Below are 18114 nucleotides of genomic sequence, written 5' to 3' on the forward strand. Positions count from 1 at the left end.
CCCCCAGGAGACCGTCTGTGCGCCGCGCCCGCCACCGGGGGGCGGGCCTCAGGCGTTCTCGGCCTGGAACATCCAGTGGTGCTTCTCGAGGTCGCCGGTGAGGCCGATGAGCAGGTCCTGGGTGACCGGGTCCGGCTTCTCGGTGGCCTCGATGCGCTCGCGCATCCGGGCGATGACGGTCCCCAGGGCGGCGATCATGATGCGGACGACCTCGTTGTCCTTGGTCCAGCCGCCGCCGACCGGGTCGATGCCGCTGGTCTTGGCGACGGTCTCGGCCCTGCCGTCCGGGGAGATGCCGAGCGCGGAGGCCCGCTCCGCGACGGTGTCCATGTGCTGACGGGCGCTGGCGACGACCTCGTCGAGCTGGAGGTGGACGGAGCGGAAGCGGGGGCCGACGACGTTCCAGTGCACCTGCTTGGCGAGGAGCGAGAGGTCGACGAGATCGACGAGGGCGCCCTGCAGGGCGTCACCGACGATGTTCCGGTCCTGTTCGGGCAGCGGGCTCTTGACGACAGACATGCATGTCCTCCTCTGCGACTCTGCGACCGGTTTGCACCGATTGATCACTAGAGATCCCGATTGATCCTTAGGAATCCCGTTCCTCCACCATGGCACAAAGGCGCCGGACCGGCCGGACGCCGAAGGCGGCCGGAAAAAACGGAGATCCCGGTCAGGCTTCTGACCGGGATCTCGCAGGTGAAACGGACGCCTTCCGGACGGCGCCGGCCCGGTGGGCCGGCAGGGCCCCTGATCAGGCCGCGACCACGTCGACAGCCTCTGCCGGAGCCTTGATCGTCACGCGTTCGCCCGGAACGCCCGTGACGGACGGCACGGACATCGGGTTGAACATCGGCCGCATCGGCGCGGGTACCGGCTCGCTCGCCGCCGCCGACTGCGCCAGCTCGGCCAGCGACAGCTCGTCGCTCACCTCGCGCATGACCTCGGACATCCGTACGTCCAGAGCGTCGCAGATTGCGGAGAGAAGCTCGGAGGACGCCTCTTTCTGCCCGCGCTCGACCTCCGAGAGGTAGCCGAGCGAGACCCGGGCGGAGGAGGAGACCTCGCGCAGAGTGCGGCCCTGGCGTTGGCGCTGCCGACGCAGCACGTCACCCAGCAGGCGACGGAGCAGAATCATCGGTGGCTCCCTCCTTGGACCGCGAATCCGGTTCCTTCACGCCCCACCGTACCGCCTCGGGGTGCGGCCGTGCGGGGAGCTATGTCGTGTTCACTCAGGGCTGCAAACATCAATTCCCCCCGTCGTGTTCCGTATCCTTTGCCCCCGCGTTCTCTGTCAGTTCGCGCAGGAGCAGCGCGAGGACCGCCCGTACGCTTTCCCTCCGGATACCCGCCCGGTCGCCGTCCAGCGACAGTTCCCGGACATCTCCGGAGCCCCACGGACCGACGGCCGCCACGTAGACCGTGCCGACGGCCCTGCCGTCCTGGGCGTCGGGCCCGGCCACGCCCGTGGTCGCGATGCCCCAATCGGCGGCCAGCAGACGGCGCACACCCTCGGCCATCGAACGGGCCACCTCGGCGTCGACGGCCCCGCGCACCCGCAGCAGCTCCCCGTCCACGCCCAGCACGTCGCGCTTGACCTCGGTGGCGTACGCGGTGACCGAGCCGCGCACCGAGCGCGAGGCGCCGGCGACGGCGGTCAGCTCGGCCGCGACCAGGCCCCCGGTCAGGGACTCGGCGGCGGCGACGGTCTGCCCGCGGGCCTCCAGCGCCGCCAGCACGGCCGCGGCGCTCACCGCGGGGACTCCTTCGGGGCCGCCCGTCCGGCCCGGCGCAGCCGCAGGGCTTCCTTCACGTAGTCGAGCCCGGTCAGCACCGTCAACACGACGGCGACCGCCATCACCCAGAAGCGCAAGGTCGCCAGCGGGCCTTCGAGGACGAGGATGTACATGCCGGTGCCCACACCCTGGAAGAGCGTCTTCAGCTTGCCGCCGCGGCTGGCCGGGATCACGCCGTGCCGGATGACCCAGAACCGCATCAGCGTGATGCCGATCTCGCGGAAGAGGATCACGCCCGTGACCCACCACGGCAGGTCGTCGAGCACGGACAGGCAGATCAGCGCCGCACCCATGATCGCCTTGTCGGCGATGGGGTCGGCGATCTTGCCGAAGTCGGTGACCAGGTTGTACGCCCGCGCCAGGTGCCCGTCGAAGAGATCGGTGATCATGGCGACCGCGAACGCCGCCCATGCGAAGGAGCGCCAGGCCGGGTCGTGCCCGCCGCCGTGCATCATCAACAGCACGAATCCCGGCACCAGGACCAGTCGGATCATGGTGAGGATGTTGGCGATGTTCCACAGCCCGGCCGGCCGGACGCCCGTCCGCGGGGCCGGGCCGCCCGTGGCGGAGGCCGGGAGTCCGCTCATCTGCCCGCCTCCTCGGTACACCCGCCCCCGCTCCCCAGCGGCTCGGCGACGAGGTCCACGCCCTCACTCGCCACCACCTTGGCGACCACCATGCGGCCGGCCACGGCCTGCGCGGCGTCCATGGAATCCATGGTCAGCCGCACCTGGCCGTCGGTCTCGGGCGCCTGGTGGGCCGCGCGTCCGATCACGCCGTCCTCGTCGTCCACGCGCTCGACGAGTACCTCGATCGTCTCACCGACACGCTCCTCCGCGCGCTGCGCGGTGAGCTCCTCGGCCAGCCGGGAGATGTGCGCCAGGCGCTCGGCGACGACGTCCTCGGCCAGCTTGTCCTCGTAGGTGGCCGCCTCGGTGCCCTCCTCGTCGGAGTAGCCGAAGACGCCGATGGCGTCCAGCCGTGCCCCGTTCAGGAAGCGCTCGAGCTCGGCGAGGTCCGCCTCGCTCTCGCCGGGGAAGCCGACGATGAAGTTGGAGCGGGCGCCGGCCTGCGGCGCCTTGGTGCGGATGGTCTCCAGCAGCTCCAGGAAGCGGTCGGTGTCGCCGAAGCGGCGCATCGCCCGCAGCACGCCGGGCGCGGAGTGCTGGAAGGAGAGGTCGAAGTAGGGGGCGACCTTCTCGGTCGAGGTGAGCACGTCGATCAGGCCGGGCCGCAGCTCGGCCGGCTGCAGGTAGCTGACCCGGATGCGCTCCAGGCCGTCGACGGCGGCGAGCTCCGGCAGCAGCGACTCCAGCAGCCGGATGTCGCCGAGGTCCTTGCCGTAGGAGGTGTTGTTCTCGGAGACCAGCATGATCTCCTTGACCCCCTGCTCGGCCAGCCAGCGCGTCTCGTTCAGCACGTCGGAGGGACGGCGCGAGACGAAGGAGCCGCGGAAGGAGGGGATGGCGCAGAAGGAGCAGCGGCGGTCGCAGCCGGAGGCCAGCTTCACCGAGGCGACCGGGCTGCTGCCGAGCCTGCGGCGCAGCGGGGCGCGCGGGCCGGAGGCCGGGGCGAGGCCCGCCGGCAGGTCGGCCGGGGCGCTCTCCTGGGGGTCCGGGGCGTCCTGGGCGTGGCCGGGCAGGGCCACGCCGGTGGCGGCCTGGCGCTCCGCGGGGCTGATCGGCAGCAGCTTGCGCCGGTCGCGCGGGGCGTGGGAGGCGTGGATGCCGCCGGAGAGGATGGTCTGCAGGCGGTCGGAGATGTCGGCGTAGTCGTCGAAGCCGAGCACGCCGTCGGCCTCGGGCAGCGCATCGGCGAGCTCCTTGCCGTAGCGCTCGGCCATGCAGCCGACGGCCACGACGGCCTGGGTGCGGCCGTGCTCCTTGAGGTCGTTGGCCTCCAGGAGGGCGTCGACGGAGTCCTTCTTGGCGGCGTCGACGAAGCCGCAGGTGTTGACGACGGCCACGTCGGCGTCGGCGGCGTCCTGCACGAGGTCCCAGCCGTCCGCCGCCAAGCGGCCTGCCAGCTCCTCCGAGTCCACCTCGTTACGGGCGCAGCCAAGTGTGACAAGAGCGACGGTACGGCGTTCGGGCATAGGGCTCAGCCTACTTTGTCCCGGCACCGCATCCGCTGCCGAGTGGCCGACGGGCACGGAGAGCCTGATCACCCCGGGCTCCCCGGCGCCCGCCGTGCGGGGCCGCTGCCGCCGGTCAGCCGGTCGTCGGGTCGCCCCGGGTGTAGCTCAGCCGCTGGACCTGGCCGTCCTGGCCGAGGTTCTTGATCTCCTTGCCGTTGACGAACAGCTGTACGGCTCCGGCGTTGCCGAGGACGAGGTCGATGCGCTTGTTGTCGGTGAAGGTGCGGGAGGTGCCCTGTTTGAGCACGCCCTCGTCGAGGATCTTCCCGGTGCCGTCCTTGGCGGACATCCAGGTCTGGCCGTTCTCGGCGGTGAGCTTGACGGTGACCTTGTTGGCAGGGACGCCGGCGATGGCGCTGGCCGAGGCCTCCGCCTTGGGGTCGGTGGCGCCCTTGCCCTTCTTCTGGCCCGCCTTGGCACTGGGGGCGGCCGAGGGCTTGGCCGAGGCGGGGTCGGCGGCGACCGGCCCCTCCTTGCTCCCGCCACTGAAGAGGGTGAAGCCGACGAATCCGATGACGGCGACGATGGCCGCCACCATCGCCGCCGTCCAGTTCGGGCGCCGGGGCTCGGGGCGGATGCGCTCGGCGTCGAAGAGGGGGGCGGCGGGAGTGGGCACCGGCCGGCCGCCGTGCTCGGCGTCGTACTGGGCGACGAGCGGGGCGGGGTCGACGCCGACGGCGCGCGCCAGGGTGCGGATGTGCCCGCGGGCGTAGACGCGCCCGCCGCAGCGGCTGAAGTCGTCCGATTCGATCGCGTGCAGGATCGGCACGCGCACTCGCGTGACGGAACTGACCTCGTCCACGGTCAGTCCGGCGTTGATGCGGGCTTGCTGGAGGGAACGTCCGACGGAGGGCCGGTCGTCCTCCGGCCTGTCGTCCTCTGAAGAGTTGCCGATGGACACGTGGGCGCCTTTCGAGCGTGCAGCCACCTGCTGGGGATTCAGTCTAGGGGGCATGCGAAACGGTCGGGCAAGCGGGAAGACGGACTTTGTACGCCATCAGAAGACTCTGTGGTCAGCACGATGACACATCGTCCCCTCCCCCCTCGCTCGACTGCGCGTCGACCGGCGAGGACCGGACGGGGCTTCGCGGCCGCTACGGCTGCTCCTCCCCGCGGATCAGTGCGAGGACTCCGTCCAGCTCGTCGGGCTTGACGAGTACGTCGCGCGCCTTGGAGCCCTCGCTGGGGCCCACGATGTTGCGCGACTCCATCAGATCCATGAGCCTGCCCGCCTTGGCGAATCCCACACGCAGTTTCCGCTGCAGCATCGAGGTCGAGCCGAACTGGGTGGAGACGACCAGCTCGGCGGCCTGGCACAGCAGGTCGAGGTCGTCGCCGACGTCCTCGTCTATCTCCTTCTTGCGGGCCGTGCCGACCACGACGTCGTCGCGGAAGACGGGCGCCATCTGGTCCTTGCAGTGCTGGACGATCGCCGCGACCTCGGCCTCGGTGACGAAGGCGCCCTGCATACGGACGGGCTTGTTGGCGCCCATGGGCAGGAAGAGGCCGTCGCCCTTGCCGATGAGCTTCTCGGCACCGGGCTGGTCGAGGATGACCCGGCTGTCGGCCAGCGAGGAGGTGGCGAAGGCGAGCCGGGAGGGCACGTTCGCCTTGATCAGGCCGGTGACGACGTCGACGGAGGGCCGCTGGGTGGCGAGCACCAGGTGGATGCCGGCGGCGCGGGCCAGCTGGGTGATGCGCACGATGGAGTCCTCGACGTCGCGCGGCGCGACCATCATCAGGTCGGCCAGCTCGTCGACGATCACCAGCAGGTACGGGTACGGCTGCAGCTCCCGCTCGCTGCCGGCCGGCGCGGTGACCTTCCCGGCGCGGACGGCGGCGTTGAAGTCGTCGATGTGCCGGAAGCCGTAGGCGGCCAGGTCGTCGTAGCGCAGGTCCATCTCGCGCACGACCCACTGCAGGGCCTCGGCCGCCCGCTTGGGGTTGGTGATGATAGGCGTGATCAGGTGCGGGATGCCCTCGTAGGCGGTCAGCTCGACGCGCTTGGGGTCGACCAGCACCATGCGCACGTCCTCGGGCGTGGCCCGCACCAGCAGCGAGGTGATCAGGCAGTTGATGCAGGAGGACTTGCCGGAGCCGGTGGCGCCCGCGACCAGGACGTGCGGCATCTTGGTGAGGTTGGCCATCTCGTAGCCGCCCTCGACGTTCTTGCCGAGCGCCACCAGCATCGGGTGGTCGTCCTCGGCCGCGGCGGCCAGCCGCAGCACGTCGCCGAGGTTGACCATCTCGCGGTCGGTGTTGGGGATCTCGATGCCGACTGCGGACTTCCCCGGGATCGGGCTGATGATCCGCACGTCCGGGCTGGCGACGGCGTAGGCGATGTTCTTGGTGAGCGCGGTGATGCGCTCGACCTTCACGGCCGGGCCCAGCTCGATCTCGTAGCGGGTGACCGTCGGGCCCCGGGTGAAGCCGGTGACGGCGGCGTCCACCTTGAACTCGGAGAAGACGTTGGTCAGTGCGGCCACTATGGCGTCGTTGGCGGCGCTGCGCGCCTTGCCCGGACCGCCGCGCTCCAGCAGGTCCAAGGAGGGCAGCGCGTAGGTGATGTCGCCCGAGAGCTGCAGCTGCTCGGCGCGGGCCGGCAGGCCGGAGGCGGGCGGCTCGGGCGCGGGCTTGGTCAGGTCCGGTACGACACCGGGCGCGGCGGCGCTCTTGCGCTTGCCGGGACGGGCGGTGGGCACGGTGACCTCGGCCGGTGCCGCCTCGGCCGAGATGCCGCTGCTGAGGTCGGCGACGACCGGGGTGGGCGGGATGCCGTGCAGCAGGGCGCCGTCCAGCGAGGCGGCCGCGGCGGCGGCGAGGTCCACGGCGTCCGGCTCCCGGCCCGCCGCGGCGTCCGCGGGCGCGGTCCGGGACGTGCGGCGCTTGCCGAGCGCCTCCTCCTCGGCGCGCTCGGGATCGACGGCGGCGGAGGCACGCCGGCGGCGGGCCGGGGGTGCCTGGCGCCACTCGTCGTCGTACTCCCCGTGGCCCGCCGGCGCGTACTCGTCGGGGTGGGGCTCGATCACACCGAGGCGTATGCCGACCTCGCGCAGCCGGCGCGGGATGGCGTTGACCGGCGTGGCGGTGACCACCAGCAGGCCGAAGACGGTGAGCAGCGCCAGCAGCGGGACGGCGAGCATCTCGCCGACGGTGAAGAGCAGGGGCTTGGACGCGGCCCAGCCGACCATGCCGCCGGCGTCGCGCAGCGCCTGGGAGCCCGCGGCGCGGCCCGGCGAGCCGCACGCGATGTGCACCTGCCCGAGGACGCCGAGGACCAGTGCCGACAGGCCGATGACGATCCGTCCGTTGGCCTCCGGGCGCTCGGGGTGCCGGAAGAGCCGGAAGGCGATGATGGCCAGCAGTATCGGCACGACCAGGTCCAGGCGGCCGAAGGCGCCGGTGACCAGGGTGCGGATGAGGTCGCCCACCGGGCCGTCGAGGCTGGACCAGGTGCCGGCTGCGACGACGAGGGCCACGCCCAGCAGGAGCAGGGCGAGGCCGTCCTTGCGGTGGGCGGGGTCCAGGCCGCGGGCGCCGCGGCCGACGCCGCGGAACAGCCCGCCGACACCGTGCGCCAGACCGCGGCCGGCGCGGCGGGCGCCGCCCGCCGGCCGTGCGGCTGCCTTCTTGGCGGGCGCCTTGCGGGCGGGGGCCCGGCCCGCGGGCCGGGGCGGCGACTTCTTGGCGGCTGCCTTCTTGGCGGCGCCTCCGGAGCGCCCGGCGCGCTGCCTCGAGGTGCCCGCCGTGCTCTGGGAACCCTTGCCGGACGTACGTGAGGCCATGGTGCCGAGATTACCGTTGCCGGCCGGGTGGTACACGTGCGGCCGCGCGTTAGCCCATTCGTGTCGTGGTGCGAGGGCGCGGCGCGTGACGGGACGTCAGGACCTCAGCCCTGCGAGGGCACCGGGCCGGCGGCGCTGCCCGCTCCGGGCTCCAGGGCGTCGAGCGCCCGGCGCAGCCCGGTGAGCTTGCGCTCCAGGTGGGCGGCGGTGGCCACGGCGGCGGCATCGGCGGACTCGTCCAGCTGTTTGGACAGCGCCTCGGCCTGCTCCTCGACGGCGGCCAGACGGGCGGAGAGCTCGGCCAGCAGGCCGGCGGACTCCTGGGGCTCCACCGCTCCCGTACGGCCGGAGTGGCCGCCGCTCTCCAGCTGCAGGCGCAACAGGGCGGCCTGCTCGCGCAGCTGGCAGTTCTTCATGTACAGCTCGACGAAGACCGAGACCTTCGCGCGCAGCACCCACGGGTCGAAGGGCTTGGAGATGTAGTCCACAGCGCCGGCGGCGTAGCCGCGGAAGGTGTGGTGCGGGCCGTGGTTGATCGCCGTGAGGAAGATGATGGGGATGTCCCGCGTCCGCTCCCGCCGCTTGATGTGCGCGGCGGTCTCGAAGCCGTCCATGCCGGGCATCTGAACGTCCAGCAGGATCACCGCGAAGTCGTCCGTCAGCAGCGCCTTGAGCGCTTCCTCCCCTGACGATGCCCGCACCAGCGTCTGATCGAGCGCCGAGAGGATGGCCTCCAGCGCCAGCAGATTTTCCGGCCGGTCATCGACCAGGAGGATCTTGGCCTTCTGCACCATGGCCCGTCCTCCTCGTCCCGGCAGTGCGCCGGGCGCCGCCCCAGGGGACGACTCCCTTGCGCCGCCCGTCCTTGTGCCGGTCATGGTAGCCGCACCCCGCCTGTCACCACACCCTGTCACCGCGATGTCACTGTGCACGTAGCGGAAACGCGGATCGGGGCCGGAAGGTTCCCGGGTTGTCCGGGCACCGGCCGGCCACCGACCCTACCGTCAGTGAGTCCGTCACCGCATCGTCCGGCTGCGGACGGGCCCCTTCACTTCGCGCGGATCCACTGCTCCATCACCGTCAGCAGGTGATCGGTGTCCACCGGCTTGGTGACGTAGTCGGACGCGCCGGCCTCGATGCTCTTCTCCCGGTCGCCCTTCATGGCCTTCGCCGTCAGCGCGATGATCGGCAGCCCGGCGAACTGCGGCATCCTGCGGATCGCCGCCGTCGTCGCGTAGCCGTCCATCTCCGGCATCATGATGTCCATCAGGACGACCACGACGTCGTCGTGCTGTTCGAGCACCTCGATGCCCTCGCGCCCGTTCTCCGCGTACAGCACCGACAGCCCGTGCTGCTCCAGCACGCTGGTCAGGGCGAAGACGTTGCGGATGTCGTCGTCGACGATCAGCACCTTCTCGCCGCCGAACGTCCCGGTGAAGCCGCTGTGCGCCAGCTGTTCGGCGACGTGCACCATCGCCCCCGGCTCCGGCGGCACCCCGGCCGGCAGCTCCGGCCGCACCAGGGCCTCGCCCTCGGGGGCCGGCAGCGCCGCCTGCGCCTGACCGGCCGCCTGGGCGGCCCGGCGGCGGCGCAGGAAGAGCCCGGCCGCCTGGCGGGCCGGCGACTCCGGCACGCCCCCGCCCTCGGTGAAGGCGGCCTCGTCGGCCGGCTGCGGGTAGCCGTGCGGCGGCAGCTCGCCCGGGTTCAGCGGCAGGTACAGGGTGAACGTCGAGCCGCGGCCCGGTTCGCTCGCCGCGTCGATCTCGCCGCCCAGCAGGCGGGCGATCTCCCGGCTGATGGACAGCCCCAGGCCGGTGCCGCCGTACTTGCGGCTGGTGGTGCCGTCGGCCTGCTTGAACGCCTCGAAGATGACGCGCATCTTGCTCTGGGCGATGCCGATGCCGGTGTCGGTGACGGAGAAGGCGATCATGTCGGCGTCCGCATCGCGCAGCGAACCGGCCTCCAGCAGCTGCTCGCGGATGGCGTCGGGAACGTCCCGGCCGGCCGGGCGGATCACCAGCTCCACCGCGCCGGTGTCGGTGAACTTCACCGCATTCGACAGCAGGTTGCGCAGCACCTGCAGCAGCCGCTGCTCGTCGGTGTGGAGGGTCGCGGGCAGCTCCGGGGAGACCCGCACCGAGAAGTCCAGGCCCTTCTCCGCCGTCAGCGGCCGGAAGGTGGCCTCCACGTAGTCCACGAGCTGGACGAGGGCGATACGGGTGGGGCTGACGTCCATCTTGCCCGCCTCGACCTTCGACAGGTCGAGGATGTCGTTGATGAGCTGCAGCAGGTCCGAGCCGGCGCCGTGGATGGTCTCGGCGAACTCCACCTGCTTGGGCGAGAGGTTGCCCTCGGCGTTGTCGGCGAGCAGCTTGGCCAGGATCAGCAGCGAGTTGAGCGGGGTGCGCAGCTCGTGCGACATGTTGGCCAGGAACTCCGACTTGTAGCGCATGGAGACCGCGAGCTGCTCGGCCCGTTCCTCCAGCACCTGCCGGGCCTCCTCGATCTCGGTGTTCTTCACCTCGATGTCGCGGTTCTGCCGGGCCAGGCGCTCGGACTTCTCCTCCAGCTCGGCGTTGGAGATCTCCAGCGCCTTCTGCCGGTTCTCCAATTCCGCCGAGCGCTCGCGTAGTTGCTCGGTGAGCTCCTGCGACTGCTTGAGCAGGATCTCGGTCTTGGTGTTGACGCTGATGGTGTTGACGCTCGTGCCGATCATCTCGGCGATCTGGCTGAGGAAGTCCTTCTGGATCTGCGTGAACGGCTGGAAGGACGCCAGCTCGATCACGCCGAGGACCTGCCCCTCGAACAGCACGGGCAGCACGATCACATGGGCCGGCGGCGCCTCGCCCAGACCGGAGGCGATCTTGAGATAGCCCGGCGGCACGTTCTCCACCAGGATCGTGCGCTTCTCCTTGGCCGCCGTGCCGATGAGCGACTCGCCCGGCCGGAAGGACGTGGGCATCGAGCCCATCGAGTAGCCGTACGAACCGAGCATCCGCAGCTCGTACGCGTCCTCGGCGCTCTCGCCCTCCTGCGCACCGGTGGCCATGGCCAGGAAGAAGGCGCCGTGCTGCGCGGAGACCACGGGGGTCAGCTCGCTCATGATGAGCCCGGCGACGTCCTCCAGGTCGCGACGGCCCTGCATGAGGCCGGAGATACGGGCGAGGTTGCCCTTGAGCCAGTCCTGCTCCTTGTTGGCCAGGGTGGTCTCGCGCAGGTTGGCGATCATCGTGTTGATGTTGTCCTGGAGCTCCAGGATCTCGCCGGCCGCATCGACCTCGATCTTCAGGTTGAGGTCACCGCGGGTCACCGCGGTGGCCACCTCGGCGATCGCGCGCACCTGCCGGGTGAGGTTGCCGGCCATCTCGTTGACGGACTCGGTCAGGTCGCGCCAGGTGCCGTCGACGTCCCGCACCCGGGCCTGACCGCCCAGCTGGCCCTCCGTACCCACCTCGCGGGCCACCCGTGTGACCTGCTCGGCGAAGGAGGACAGCTGGTCGACCATCGTGTTGATGGTCGTCTTCAGCTGCAGGATCTCGCCCCGCGCATCGATGTCGATCTTCTTGGTCAGGTCGCCCTGGGCGATGGCGGTGGTGACCATCGCGATGTTGCGCACCTGGCCGGTGAGGTTGGACGCCATCGAGTTCACGGACTCGGTGAGGTCCTTCCAGGTGCCCGAGACGCCGGGCACCCGGGCCTGGCCGCCGAGGATGCCGTCGGTGCCGACCTCGCGCGCCACGCGCGTGACCTCGTCCGCGAACGACGACAGCGTCGTCACCATCGTGTTGACGGTGTCGGCGAGCTGCGCGACCTCGCCGCGCGCCTCGACCGTGATCTTCTTGGTGAGGTCACCGTTGGCCACCGCCCCCGCGACCTGCGAGATGTTGCGCACCTGGGTGGTCAGGTTGGTGGCCATCAGGTTGACGTTGTCGGTGAGGTCCTTCCAGATGCCGGTCACGTCCCGCACCCGGGCCTGGCCGCCGAGGATGCCCTCGGTGCCGACCTCGCGCGCGACCCGCGTGACCTGCTCGGCGAAGTCCGAGAGCTGGTCGACCATCGTGTTCACGGTCGTGACCAGTTCGAGGATCTCGCCCTTGGCGTCGACGGTGATCTTCTTGGACAGGTCGCCCTTGGCGACCGCCGTCGTCACCTCGGCGATGTTGCGGACCTGGCTCGTGAGGTTGTTGGCCATGAAGTTGACCGACTGCGTCAGGTCCTTCCAGGTGCCCGAGACACCCTGCACCTCGGCCTGGCCGCCGAGGATGCCCTCGGTGCCGACCTCGCGCGCGACCCGCGTGACCTGCTCGGCGAACGACTGCAGCTGGTCCACCATCGTGTTGAGGGTGTTCTTCAGCTCCAGGATCTCGCCGCGCGCATCCACGTCGATCTTCTGCGACAGGTCACCGCGCGCCACCGCGGTGGCGACCTGCGCGATGTTGCGCACCTGGGCGGTGAGGTTCTCGGCCATGCCGTTGACCGAGTCCGTCAGGTCCCGCCAGACGCCGGCGACGCCGGGCACCTGCGCCTGACCGCCGAGGCGGCCCTCCGTGCCCACTTCGCGGGCCACCCGCGTGACCTGGTCGGCGAACGAGGAGAGCTGGTCGACCATCGTGTTGATGGTGTTCTTCAGCTCCAGGATCTCGCCGCGCGCGTCCACGTCGATCTTCTGCGACAGGTCACCACGCGCCACCGCCGTCGTGACCTGGGCGATCTGACGCACCTGCGAGGTGAGGTTGCCGGCCATGAAGTTGACGGAGTCGGTGAGCTCCTTCCAGGTGCCGCTCACCCCGTCCACCCGGGCCTGGCCGCCGAGCCGGCCCTCGGTGCCGACGTCCCGCGCCATGCGCGTGACCTGGTCGGCGAAGGAGGACAGCTGGTCCACCATGGTGTTGACGGTGTTCTTCAGCTGCAGCATCTCGCCGGAGACGTCGACCGTCACCTTCTGCGAGAGGTCGCCGTTGGCGACGGCCGTCGTCACCTGCGCGATGTTGCGCACCTGGCCGGTGAGGTTGCGCCAGGCCGTGTTGACCGAGTCGGTGAGGTCCTTCCACGTACCCGCCGCACCCGGCACCTGCGCCTGACCGCCGAGTTCGCCCTCGACCCCGATCTCCCGGGCCACGCGCGTGACCTCGGAGGCGAAGGAGGACAGCTGGTCGACCATCGTGTTGACGGTGTTCTTCAGCTCCAGCATCTCGCCGGAGACGTCGACCGTCACCTTCTGGCCCAGATCGCCGTTGGCGACCGCCGTCGTCACCTGCGCGATGTCGCGCACCTGACCGGTGAGGTTGCGGAAGGCGGTGTTGACCGAGTCGGTGAGGTCCTTCCAGGTGCCCGCCGCACCCGGCACCTGCGCCTGACCACCCAGCAGACCCTCCGCGCCCACCTCGTTGGCCACCCGGGTGACCTCGTCGGCGAAGGTGCGCAGCGTCTCCGTCATCTGGTTGATCGTCTCTGCGAGCTGCGCGATCTCGCCGCGCGCGCTCACCGTGACCTTCTGCGACAGGTCGCCGTTGGCCACGGCCGTGGTCACCTGGGCGATGCCGCGCACCTGGGCCGTCAGATTGCCGGCCATGAGGTTGACCGAGTCGGTGAGGTCCTTCCAGACGCCGGCCACGCCCGGCACCTGCGCCTGGCCGCCCAGCTCGCCCTCCGTACCGACCTCCCGGGCCACCCGGGTGACCTCGGAGGCGAAGGAGGAGAGCTGGTCCACCATCGTGTTGACGGTGTTCTTCAGCTCCAGCATCTCGCCCGCCACGTGGACGGTGACCTTGCGGGAGAGGTCCCCCTTGGCGACGGCCGTCGTCACCAGCGCGATATCACGCACCTGGGCGGTCAGTCGCGAGGCCATCGTGTTGACGGAGTCCGTCAGATCCTTCCAGGAACCGGACATACCGCGCACCCGGGCCTGCCCGCCGAGCTTGCCCTCGGTACCCACCTCGCTGGCCACCCGCGTCACCTCGTCGGTGAACGCCGACAGCTGGTCCACCAGCCCGTTGACCGTGCGCCCCACCTTGAGGAACTCGCCCCGCAGCGGGTGCGCCGCGCCGTCCGGGCCCGCCGAGCGCAGGTCCATCCGCTGCTCCAGGTCGCCGTCGGCCACCGCCGACAGCACCCGGCCCACCTCCGACACCGGCCGCACCAGGTCGTCGACCAGCGCGTTCGCCGCGTCGATCGCCGACGCCCAGGCGCCCTCGCAGACACCCGTCTCCAGCCGCTCGGTCAGCCGGCCCTCCCGGCCGACCACCCGGCGCACCCGCGCCAGCTCCCCGGTCAGCTGCAGATTGCGGTCGGCCACCTCGTTGAAGACCGCCGCGATCTGCGCCGTCACCCCGTCGCCGGTCACCGTCAGGCGCTTGCGGAAGTTGCCGTCCCGCATCGCCTCCAGGGCCGCGAGCAGCCGGTTCAGGGAGGCGGTGTCCACCTCGGTCGTCCCATTGGAACGGGACCGTCCGCCCTTCGCGCGCGTGCTTGCAGCCCGCGCCGCCGCGCCAGACTCCACCGTGTCCCTCCCGCAGGTTCGATCATCCTCGTCGGGCTTTCCCTTTCCGGGCTGCACAGTGTTTCACCCCAGCCCGGCCAGGCCATAACAGTCGGCAGCATCGCACACGGTGCACCGGCACTCCCAAGTGTGGAATCCCTGTGCACCGGCATCCGCGCACCCGGCGGAGGTAAGTAACCTGGCATCCGGCCGGGCAATGGAGGGGCGCTGCACATGCGTGAGCAGATCGCCGAGAGGAACACGAGGAGACCTGTGATCACCGCGCGGGCAGCCGCCACCTTCGAGCCGGTCGGACGCTCCGTCGCCGCCGCGCGGGCCTTCGTCCGCGACACCCTCCAGGGCTGGGGCTTCCCCGACGTCATCGACGACGCCGTCGTGCTGACCAGCGAGCTCGTCACCAACGCCGTCGTCCACGCCGGCACCGCCGCCGAGGTCCAGTGCATCCGCAGCGACGGCGGCGTGCGCGTCGAGGTCTCCGACCGCTACCCCGAGCGCGAGCTGCCGGTGCACACCCCGCGCCGCGCCACCGGCGGTCTCGACCGCGAGGGCGGCCGCGGCCTGCTGCTGTGCTCCGCCATCGCCGCCCGCTGGGGCGTGGAGTACACGGCCGCCCGCAAGACCGTCTGGTTCTGCCTCGACCTCGCCGACCGCCCCGCCGGCACCCGCTCCGCCGGCCCCGCCCTGCCCACCGAGGCCCTGCCCGTCGCCGAGACCCGGGTGCGCGTCGCCGTCGTCCAGATCGACGGCAGCGGCGCCATCTGCGCCTGGAACGACGACGCCCACGAGCTCTTCGGCTTCCCCGCCAAGCAGGTCCTCGGCCGGCCCCTGGCCGACCTCGCCGCCTGGCCGCACACCCCCGGCACCTCCACCGGCATCGAGGAGGCCCTGCGCCTGTCCCGCTGGGAGGGCTCGTACGGCATAAGGGGCGCCGACGGCCGCATCATCCCCGTCTACGCCTCCCACCTGCGCGTCCGCGACACCATGGGCGCCCCCTCGACGGTCTGCCTGCTCGTACGGGACGACGAGCGCGCCGTCCTGCAGAGCCCGCTGCGCAGCAGCGCCACCGACACCTCCGGCAGCGAGCGCGGCAGCACCGACCCCTTCGAGGTCTTCATCGGCTCCCCCGCCCCCGACGACCTCGACGGCCTGCTGCAGCGCACGGTCGAACGCGCCCGCGACATGCTCGACGGCGACTCCGCCTATCTCCTGCTCGCCACCGACGACGAGACCGAGCTGGAGGTGCGCGCCTCCACCGGGCTGCCCTCCACCCGCCAGCGCTTCGCCCGCGTCCCCGTCGAGGCCGGCACCGGACGCTACGGCTCCGCCCGCATGCCCGCCGTCCACGACGACCTCAGCGCCGTGCCCGGCGCCGTCCCCCTCCTGGCCGACACCGGCATGCGCTCCGTCGTCACCGTCCCGCTCAAGGTGGAGGGCCGCCTCACCGGCTCGCTCGGCGTGGCGGCCGAGGCCCCGCGCCGCTACGGCAACGAGGAGGCCCTGCGCCTGCAGTTCGCCGCCGACCGCATCGCCCTCGCCGTCGAATCCGCCCGCCTCGGCGAGCTCGAACGCCTGCGCCGCGGCTCGCTGTCCTTCCTCGTCGAAGCCTCCGACCTGCTCGCCGGCACCCTCGACCGCGACCAGACGCTGGCACTGATGGCCCAGATGACCGTGCCCACCCTCGCCACCTGGTGCGCCGTCTACACCATCGCCGACCAGAGCTCCGAGCCCGAGCTGTCCTACGTCCTGCACGAGGACGAGGACCGCATCGACGGCCTCAAGGCCCTGCTGTCCAAGATCGCGCCCCCGGACCCCGTGCCCACCCCCGGCGCCCGCGTGTGGACGGCCCCCACCGAGGCCGCCCACTCCGCCGCCCTGCGCACCTCCCTGCGCAGCCTGGGCCTCGCCGACTCCACCGGCCACATCCCCGGCCCCGGCCCGTCCCTGGCCACCGCGGCCGCGGTCGGCGGCGAGACCGTCGTCCTGCCGCTGGTGGCCCGCAACCGCGTCATCGGCATGCTCACCCTCGGCAAGCCCACCGACGACCACTTCCGCCAGGAGATCCTCGAACTCGCCGAGGACCTCTCCCGCCGCGCCGCCCTCGCCCTCGACAACGCCCGCCTCTACAGCGAGCGCACCGCCATCAGCCAGAGCCTCCAGCGCAGCCTGCTGCCGCCCGAGCTCCTCCAGGTCCCCGGCGTCGAGGTCGAGGTCATCTACCGCGCGGCCGGCGAGGGCAACGAGGTCGGCGGCGACTTCTACGACCTGTTCCCCATCCGCGACGGCGCCTACGGCTTCGCCATCGGCGACGTGTGCGGCACCGGCCCGGAGGCCGCCGCCGTCACCGGCCTGGCCCGGCACGCCCTGCGCCTGCTCGCCCGCGAGGGCTTCGGCGGCCCCGCCGTCCTGGAGCGTCTCAACGCCGCCATCCTGGACGAGGGGGCCCGCAGCCGCTTCCTCACCCTTCTCTACGGCGAGCTGTGGCCGCAGGAGGACGGCAGCGCGGTCCTCAAGGTCGTCTGCGCCGGCCACCCGCTGCCGCTGCGCCTGCGCCAGGACGGCACGGTCGAGGCCGCCGCCGACCCGCAGCCGCTGCTGGGCGTCATGGAGGACCTGGAGCTGTACGAGCAGACGGTCACCCTCGATCCCGGGGACGTCCTGCTGTGCGTGACGGACGGGGTCACCGAGCGCCGCGAGGGCACCCGCATGCTGGGCGACGACGGCCTCACGGAGGTCCTGACGACCTGCACCGGCCTGACGGCGGGCGCGGTGGCGGCACGCGTGCTGCGCGCGGTCGAACGCTTCGCTGCCGAACCGGCCTCGGACGACATGGCCATCCTCGCGATGCGCGTGCCGGAGCGTCAGGAGTAAGCGTCAGGAGTAGGGGAGCATACGAAGAAGGCCCCCGCCGAATGGCGGGGGCCTTCTTCTTCGGAGCCCCAAAACGGAATCGAACCGTTGACCTTCTCCTTACCATGGAGACGCTCTGCCGACTGAGCTATTGGGGCTTGTCGCCGTCTTCCGGGGTTTCCCCCTGTCGACGAGAAAAGCATACCCCATGTTCGTACGGGCTTTTGACCACGCGATCCGCCTGCTGCTGCCGTCAGGCAGCAGCAGGGAGCAGCCCGCCGAGCGCATTGGCGGCGGAGACGATCCGCTGCAGCTCCCGCCGCGACATCTCCCCTTCCAGCGGCAGCGCCAGGCATTCGCCGGCGGCCCGCTCCGTCTCCGGCAGCCACAATTCGGCGCGGAACAGCGGAAGTCGGTGGACGGGCGTCGGTACGGGCACCCGGCACCGCACCCCGCGCGCCCGCAGCGCCCGGGCGAACGCGTCCCTGTCGGGCCGCCCGTTACCGGGCACGCGCACGACGTACTCGTGGTACTCGTGCACGGCACCCGGAGCCACAGACGGCGTCACGACTCCGGTCAGCCGTGCACCGAGATAGGCGGCGCCGGCCTGCCGGCGGGCGATCTCGCAGGGCGAGGGCGCATGCGCGAGCGGCGGGTCGGTGGTGGTGACGAGGGCGAGAGCGTTGTCGGCGGCGATGAGCTGCAGAGCGGTCAGGTCGGCGGAGTGCCCGAAGAGTTCGGCGGCGACGACGGCGGCCGTACGGGTGGTCACGGCGTCGGCGACGGCGGCCGGGTCGAGACAGAGGCTGACGGGGTCGATGTCCACGAAGACCGGTATCGCCCCGGTACGCCGAACGGCCTCGGCGGCCTCGGTAGTGGTCACGAACGACGGGACGATGACCTCGTCCCCCGGGCCGATCCCCGCGGCCGCCAGCTGAGCTGCTGTCCCAGTCCCCATGGCGCGGAGCGTGCCCGGGAGACGTTAACCAGGCGAAAACAAAAAAGCTCCGATCTGTGAACCTTGGTTCACAGATCGAAGCTTTTTGAAAAATT

11 protein-coding genes and 1 tRNA gene are annotated in these 18114 nt (G+C 71.4%); 1 reads left to right on the top strand and 11 read right to left on the bottom strand.

All coding sequences use genetic code 11. The features are described from left to right. Window positions 1–48 precede the first annotated feature (48 nt). The 9 genes from AC27L3_RS21995 to AC27L3_RS22035 all read right to left on the bottom strand — a co-directional run bounded on the left by AC27L3_RS21995 (window position 49) and on the right by AC27L3_RS22035 (window position 14214). On the bottom strand, window positions 49–519 hold the full coding sequence (locus AC27L3_RS21995; protein WP_344433955.1) for a Dps family protein: 471 nt from the start codon (window positions 517–519) through the stop codon (window positions 49–51). 232 nt (window positions 520–751) lie between these two features. Next, on the bottom strand, window positions 752–1135 hold the full coding sequence (locus AC27L3_RS22000; RefSeq protein ID WP_344433956.1) for a helix-turn-helix domain-containing protein: 384 nt from the start codon (window positions 1133–1135) through the stop codon (window positions 752–754). A gap of 109 nt (window positions 1136–1244) precedes the next feature. Continuing rightward, a complete protein-coding gene (locus tag AC27L3_RS22005; RefSeq protein WP_487235764.1) occupies window positions 1245–1751 on the bottom strand; it encodes a CinA family protein in 507 nt (168 codons plus the stop codon). Continuing rightward, entirely contained in the window at window positions 1748–2380 is a 633-nt protein-coding gene (gene pgsA / locus AC27L3_RS22010; RefSeq protein WP_487235765.1) for a CDP-diacylglycerol--glycerol-3-phosphate 3-phosphatidyltransferase, read from the bottom strand. Before pgsA ends, AC27L3_RS22005 begins: the two co-directional genes overlap by 4 nt. After that, complete coding sequence (gene rimO, locus AC27L3_RS22015; RefSeq protein ID WP_487235766.1) at window positions 2377–3888, bottom strand: 30S ribosomal protein S12 methylthiotransferase RimO; 1512 nt, start codon at window positions 3886–3888, stop codon at window positions 2377–2379. Before rimO ends, pgsA begins: the two co-directional genes overlap by 4 nt. Before the next feature lie 115 nt (window positions 3889–4003). Further along, complete coding sequence (locus tag AC27L3_RS22020) at window positions 4004–4831, bottom strand: helix-turn-helix domain-containing protein (protein WP_487235767.1); 828 nt, start codon at window positions 4829–4831, stop codon at window positions 4004–4006. A 193-nt stretch (window positions 4832–5024) separates the two neighbouring features. Beyond that, window positions 5025–7715: a DNA translocase FtsK gene (locus AC27L3_RS22025; protein WP_487235768.1), complete on the bottom strand. Its 2691-nt coding sequence runs from the start codon at window positions 7713–7715 to the stop codon at window positions 5025–5027. A 104-nt stretch (window positions 7716–7819) separates the two neighbouring features. Beyond that, window positions 7820–8509 (bottom strand): response regulator, encoded by a 690-nt coding sequence (locus tag AC27L3_RS22030; protein ID WP_487235769.1) that lies wholly within the window; start codon window positions 8507–8509, stop codon window positions 7820–7822. 254 nt (window positions 8510–8763) lie between these two features. Beyond that, window positions 8764–14214: a HAMP domain-containing protein gene (locus AC27L3_RS22035; protein ID WP_487235770.1), complete on the bottom strand. Its 5451-nt coding sequence runs from the start codon at window positions 14212–14214 to the stop codon at window positions 8764–8766. 213 nt (window positions 14215–14427) lie between these two features. Here AC27L3_RS22035 and AC27L3_RS22040 point away from each other — a divergent pair, with 213 nt between their 5' ends. Next, window positions 14428–17082, top strand: a complete 2655-nt coding sequence (locus AC27L3_RS22040; RefSeq protein ID WP_487235771.1) for a SpoIIE family protein phosphatase — start codon at window positions 14428–14430, stop codon at window positions 17080–17082. Between the two features lie 64 nt (window positions 17083–17146). Here AC27L3_RS22040 and AC27L3_RS22045 read toward each other — a convergent pair. Next, window positions 17147–17219 (bottom strand) — tRNA-Thr (locus tag AC27L3_RS22045). Between the two features lie 95 nt (window positions 17220–17314). Then, window positions 17315–18019 (bottom strand): DegT/DnrJ/EryC1/StrS family aminotransferase, encoded by a 705-nt coding sequence (locus AC27L3_RS22050; protein WP_487235772.1) that lies wholly within the window; start codon window positions 18017–18019, stop codon window positions 17315–17317. Window positions 18020–18114 lie beyond the last annotated feature (95 nt).

The organism is Streptomyces sp. PKA51, from assembly GCF_057552455.1.

What these genes read in the sequence shown, in the direction of transcription:
- AC27L3_RS21995 (WP_344433955.1), bottom strand. Translation starts at nt 519, where the DNA reads ATGTCTGTCGTCAAGAGCCCGCTGCCCGAACAGGACCGGAACATCGTC.
- AC27L3_RS22000 (WP_344433956.1), bottom strand. Translation starts at nt 1,135, where the DNA reads ATGATTCTGCTCCGTCGCCTGCTGGGTGACGTGCTGCGTCGGCAGCGC.
- pgsA (WP_487235765.1), bottom strand. Translation starts at nt 2,380, where the DNA reads ATGAGCGGACTCCCGGCCTCCGCCACGGGCGGCCCGGCCCCGCGGACG.
- rimO (WP_487235766.1), bottom strand. Translation starts at nt 3,888, where the DNA reads ATGCCCGAACGCCGTACCGTCGCTCTTGTCACACTTGGCTGCGCCCGT.
- AC27L3_RS22025 (WP_487235768.1), bottom strand. Translation starts at nt 7,715, where the DNA reads ATGGCCTCACGTACGTCCGGCAAGGGTTCCCAGAGCACGGCGGGCACC.
- AC27L3_RS22030 (WP_487235769.1), bottom strand. Translation starts at nt 8,509, where the DNA reads ATGGTGCAGAAGGCCAAGATCCTCCTGGTCGATGACCGGCCGGAAAAT.
- AC27L3_RS22040 (WP_487235771.1), top strand. Translation starts at nt 14,428, where the DNA reads ATGCGTGAGCAGATCGCCGAGAGGAACACGAGGAGACCTGTGATCACC.
- AC27L3_RS22050 (WP_487235772.1), bottom strand. Translation starts at nt 18,019, where the DNA reads ATGGGGACTGGGACAGCAGCTCAGCTGGCGGCCGCGGGGATCGGCCCG.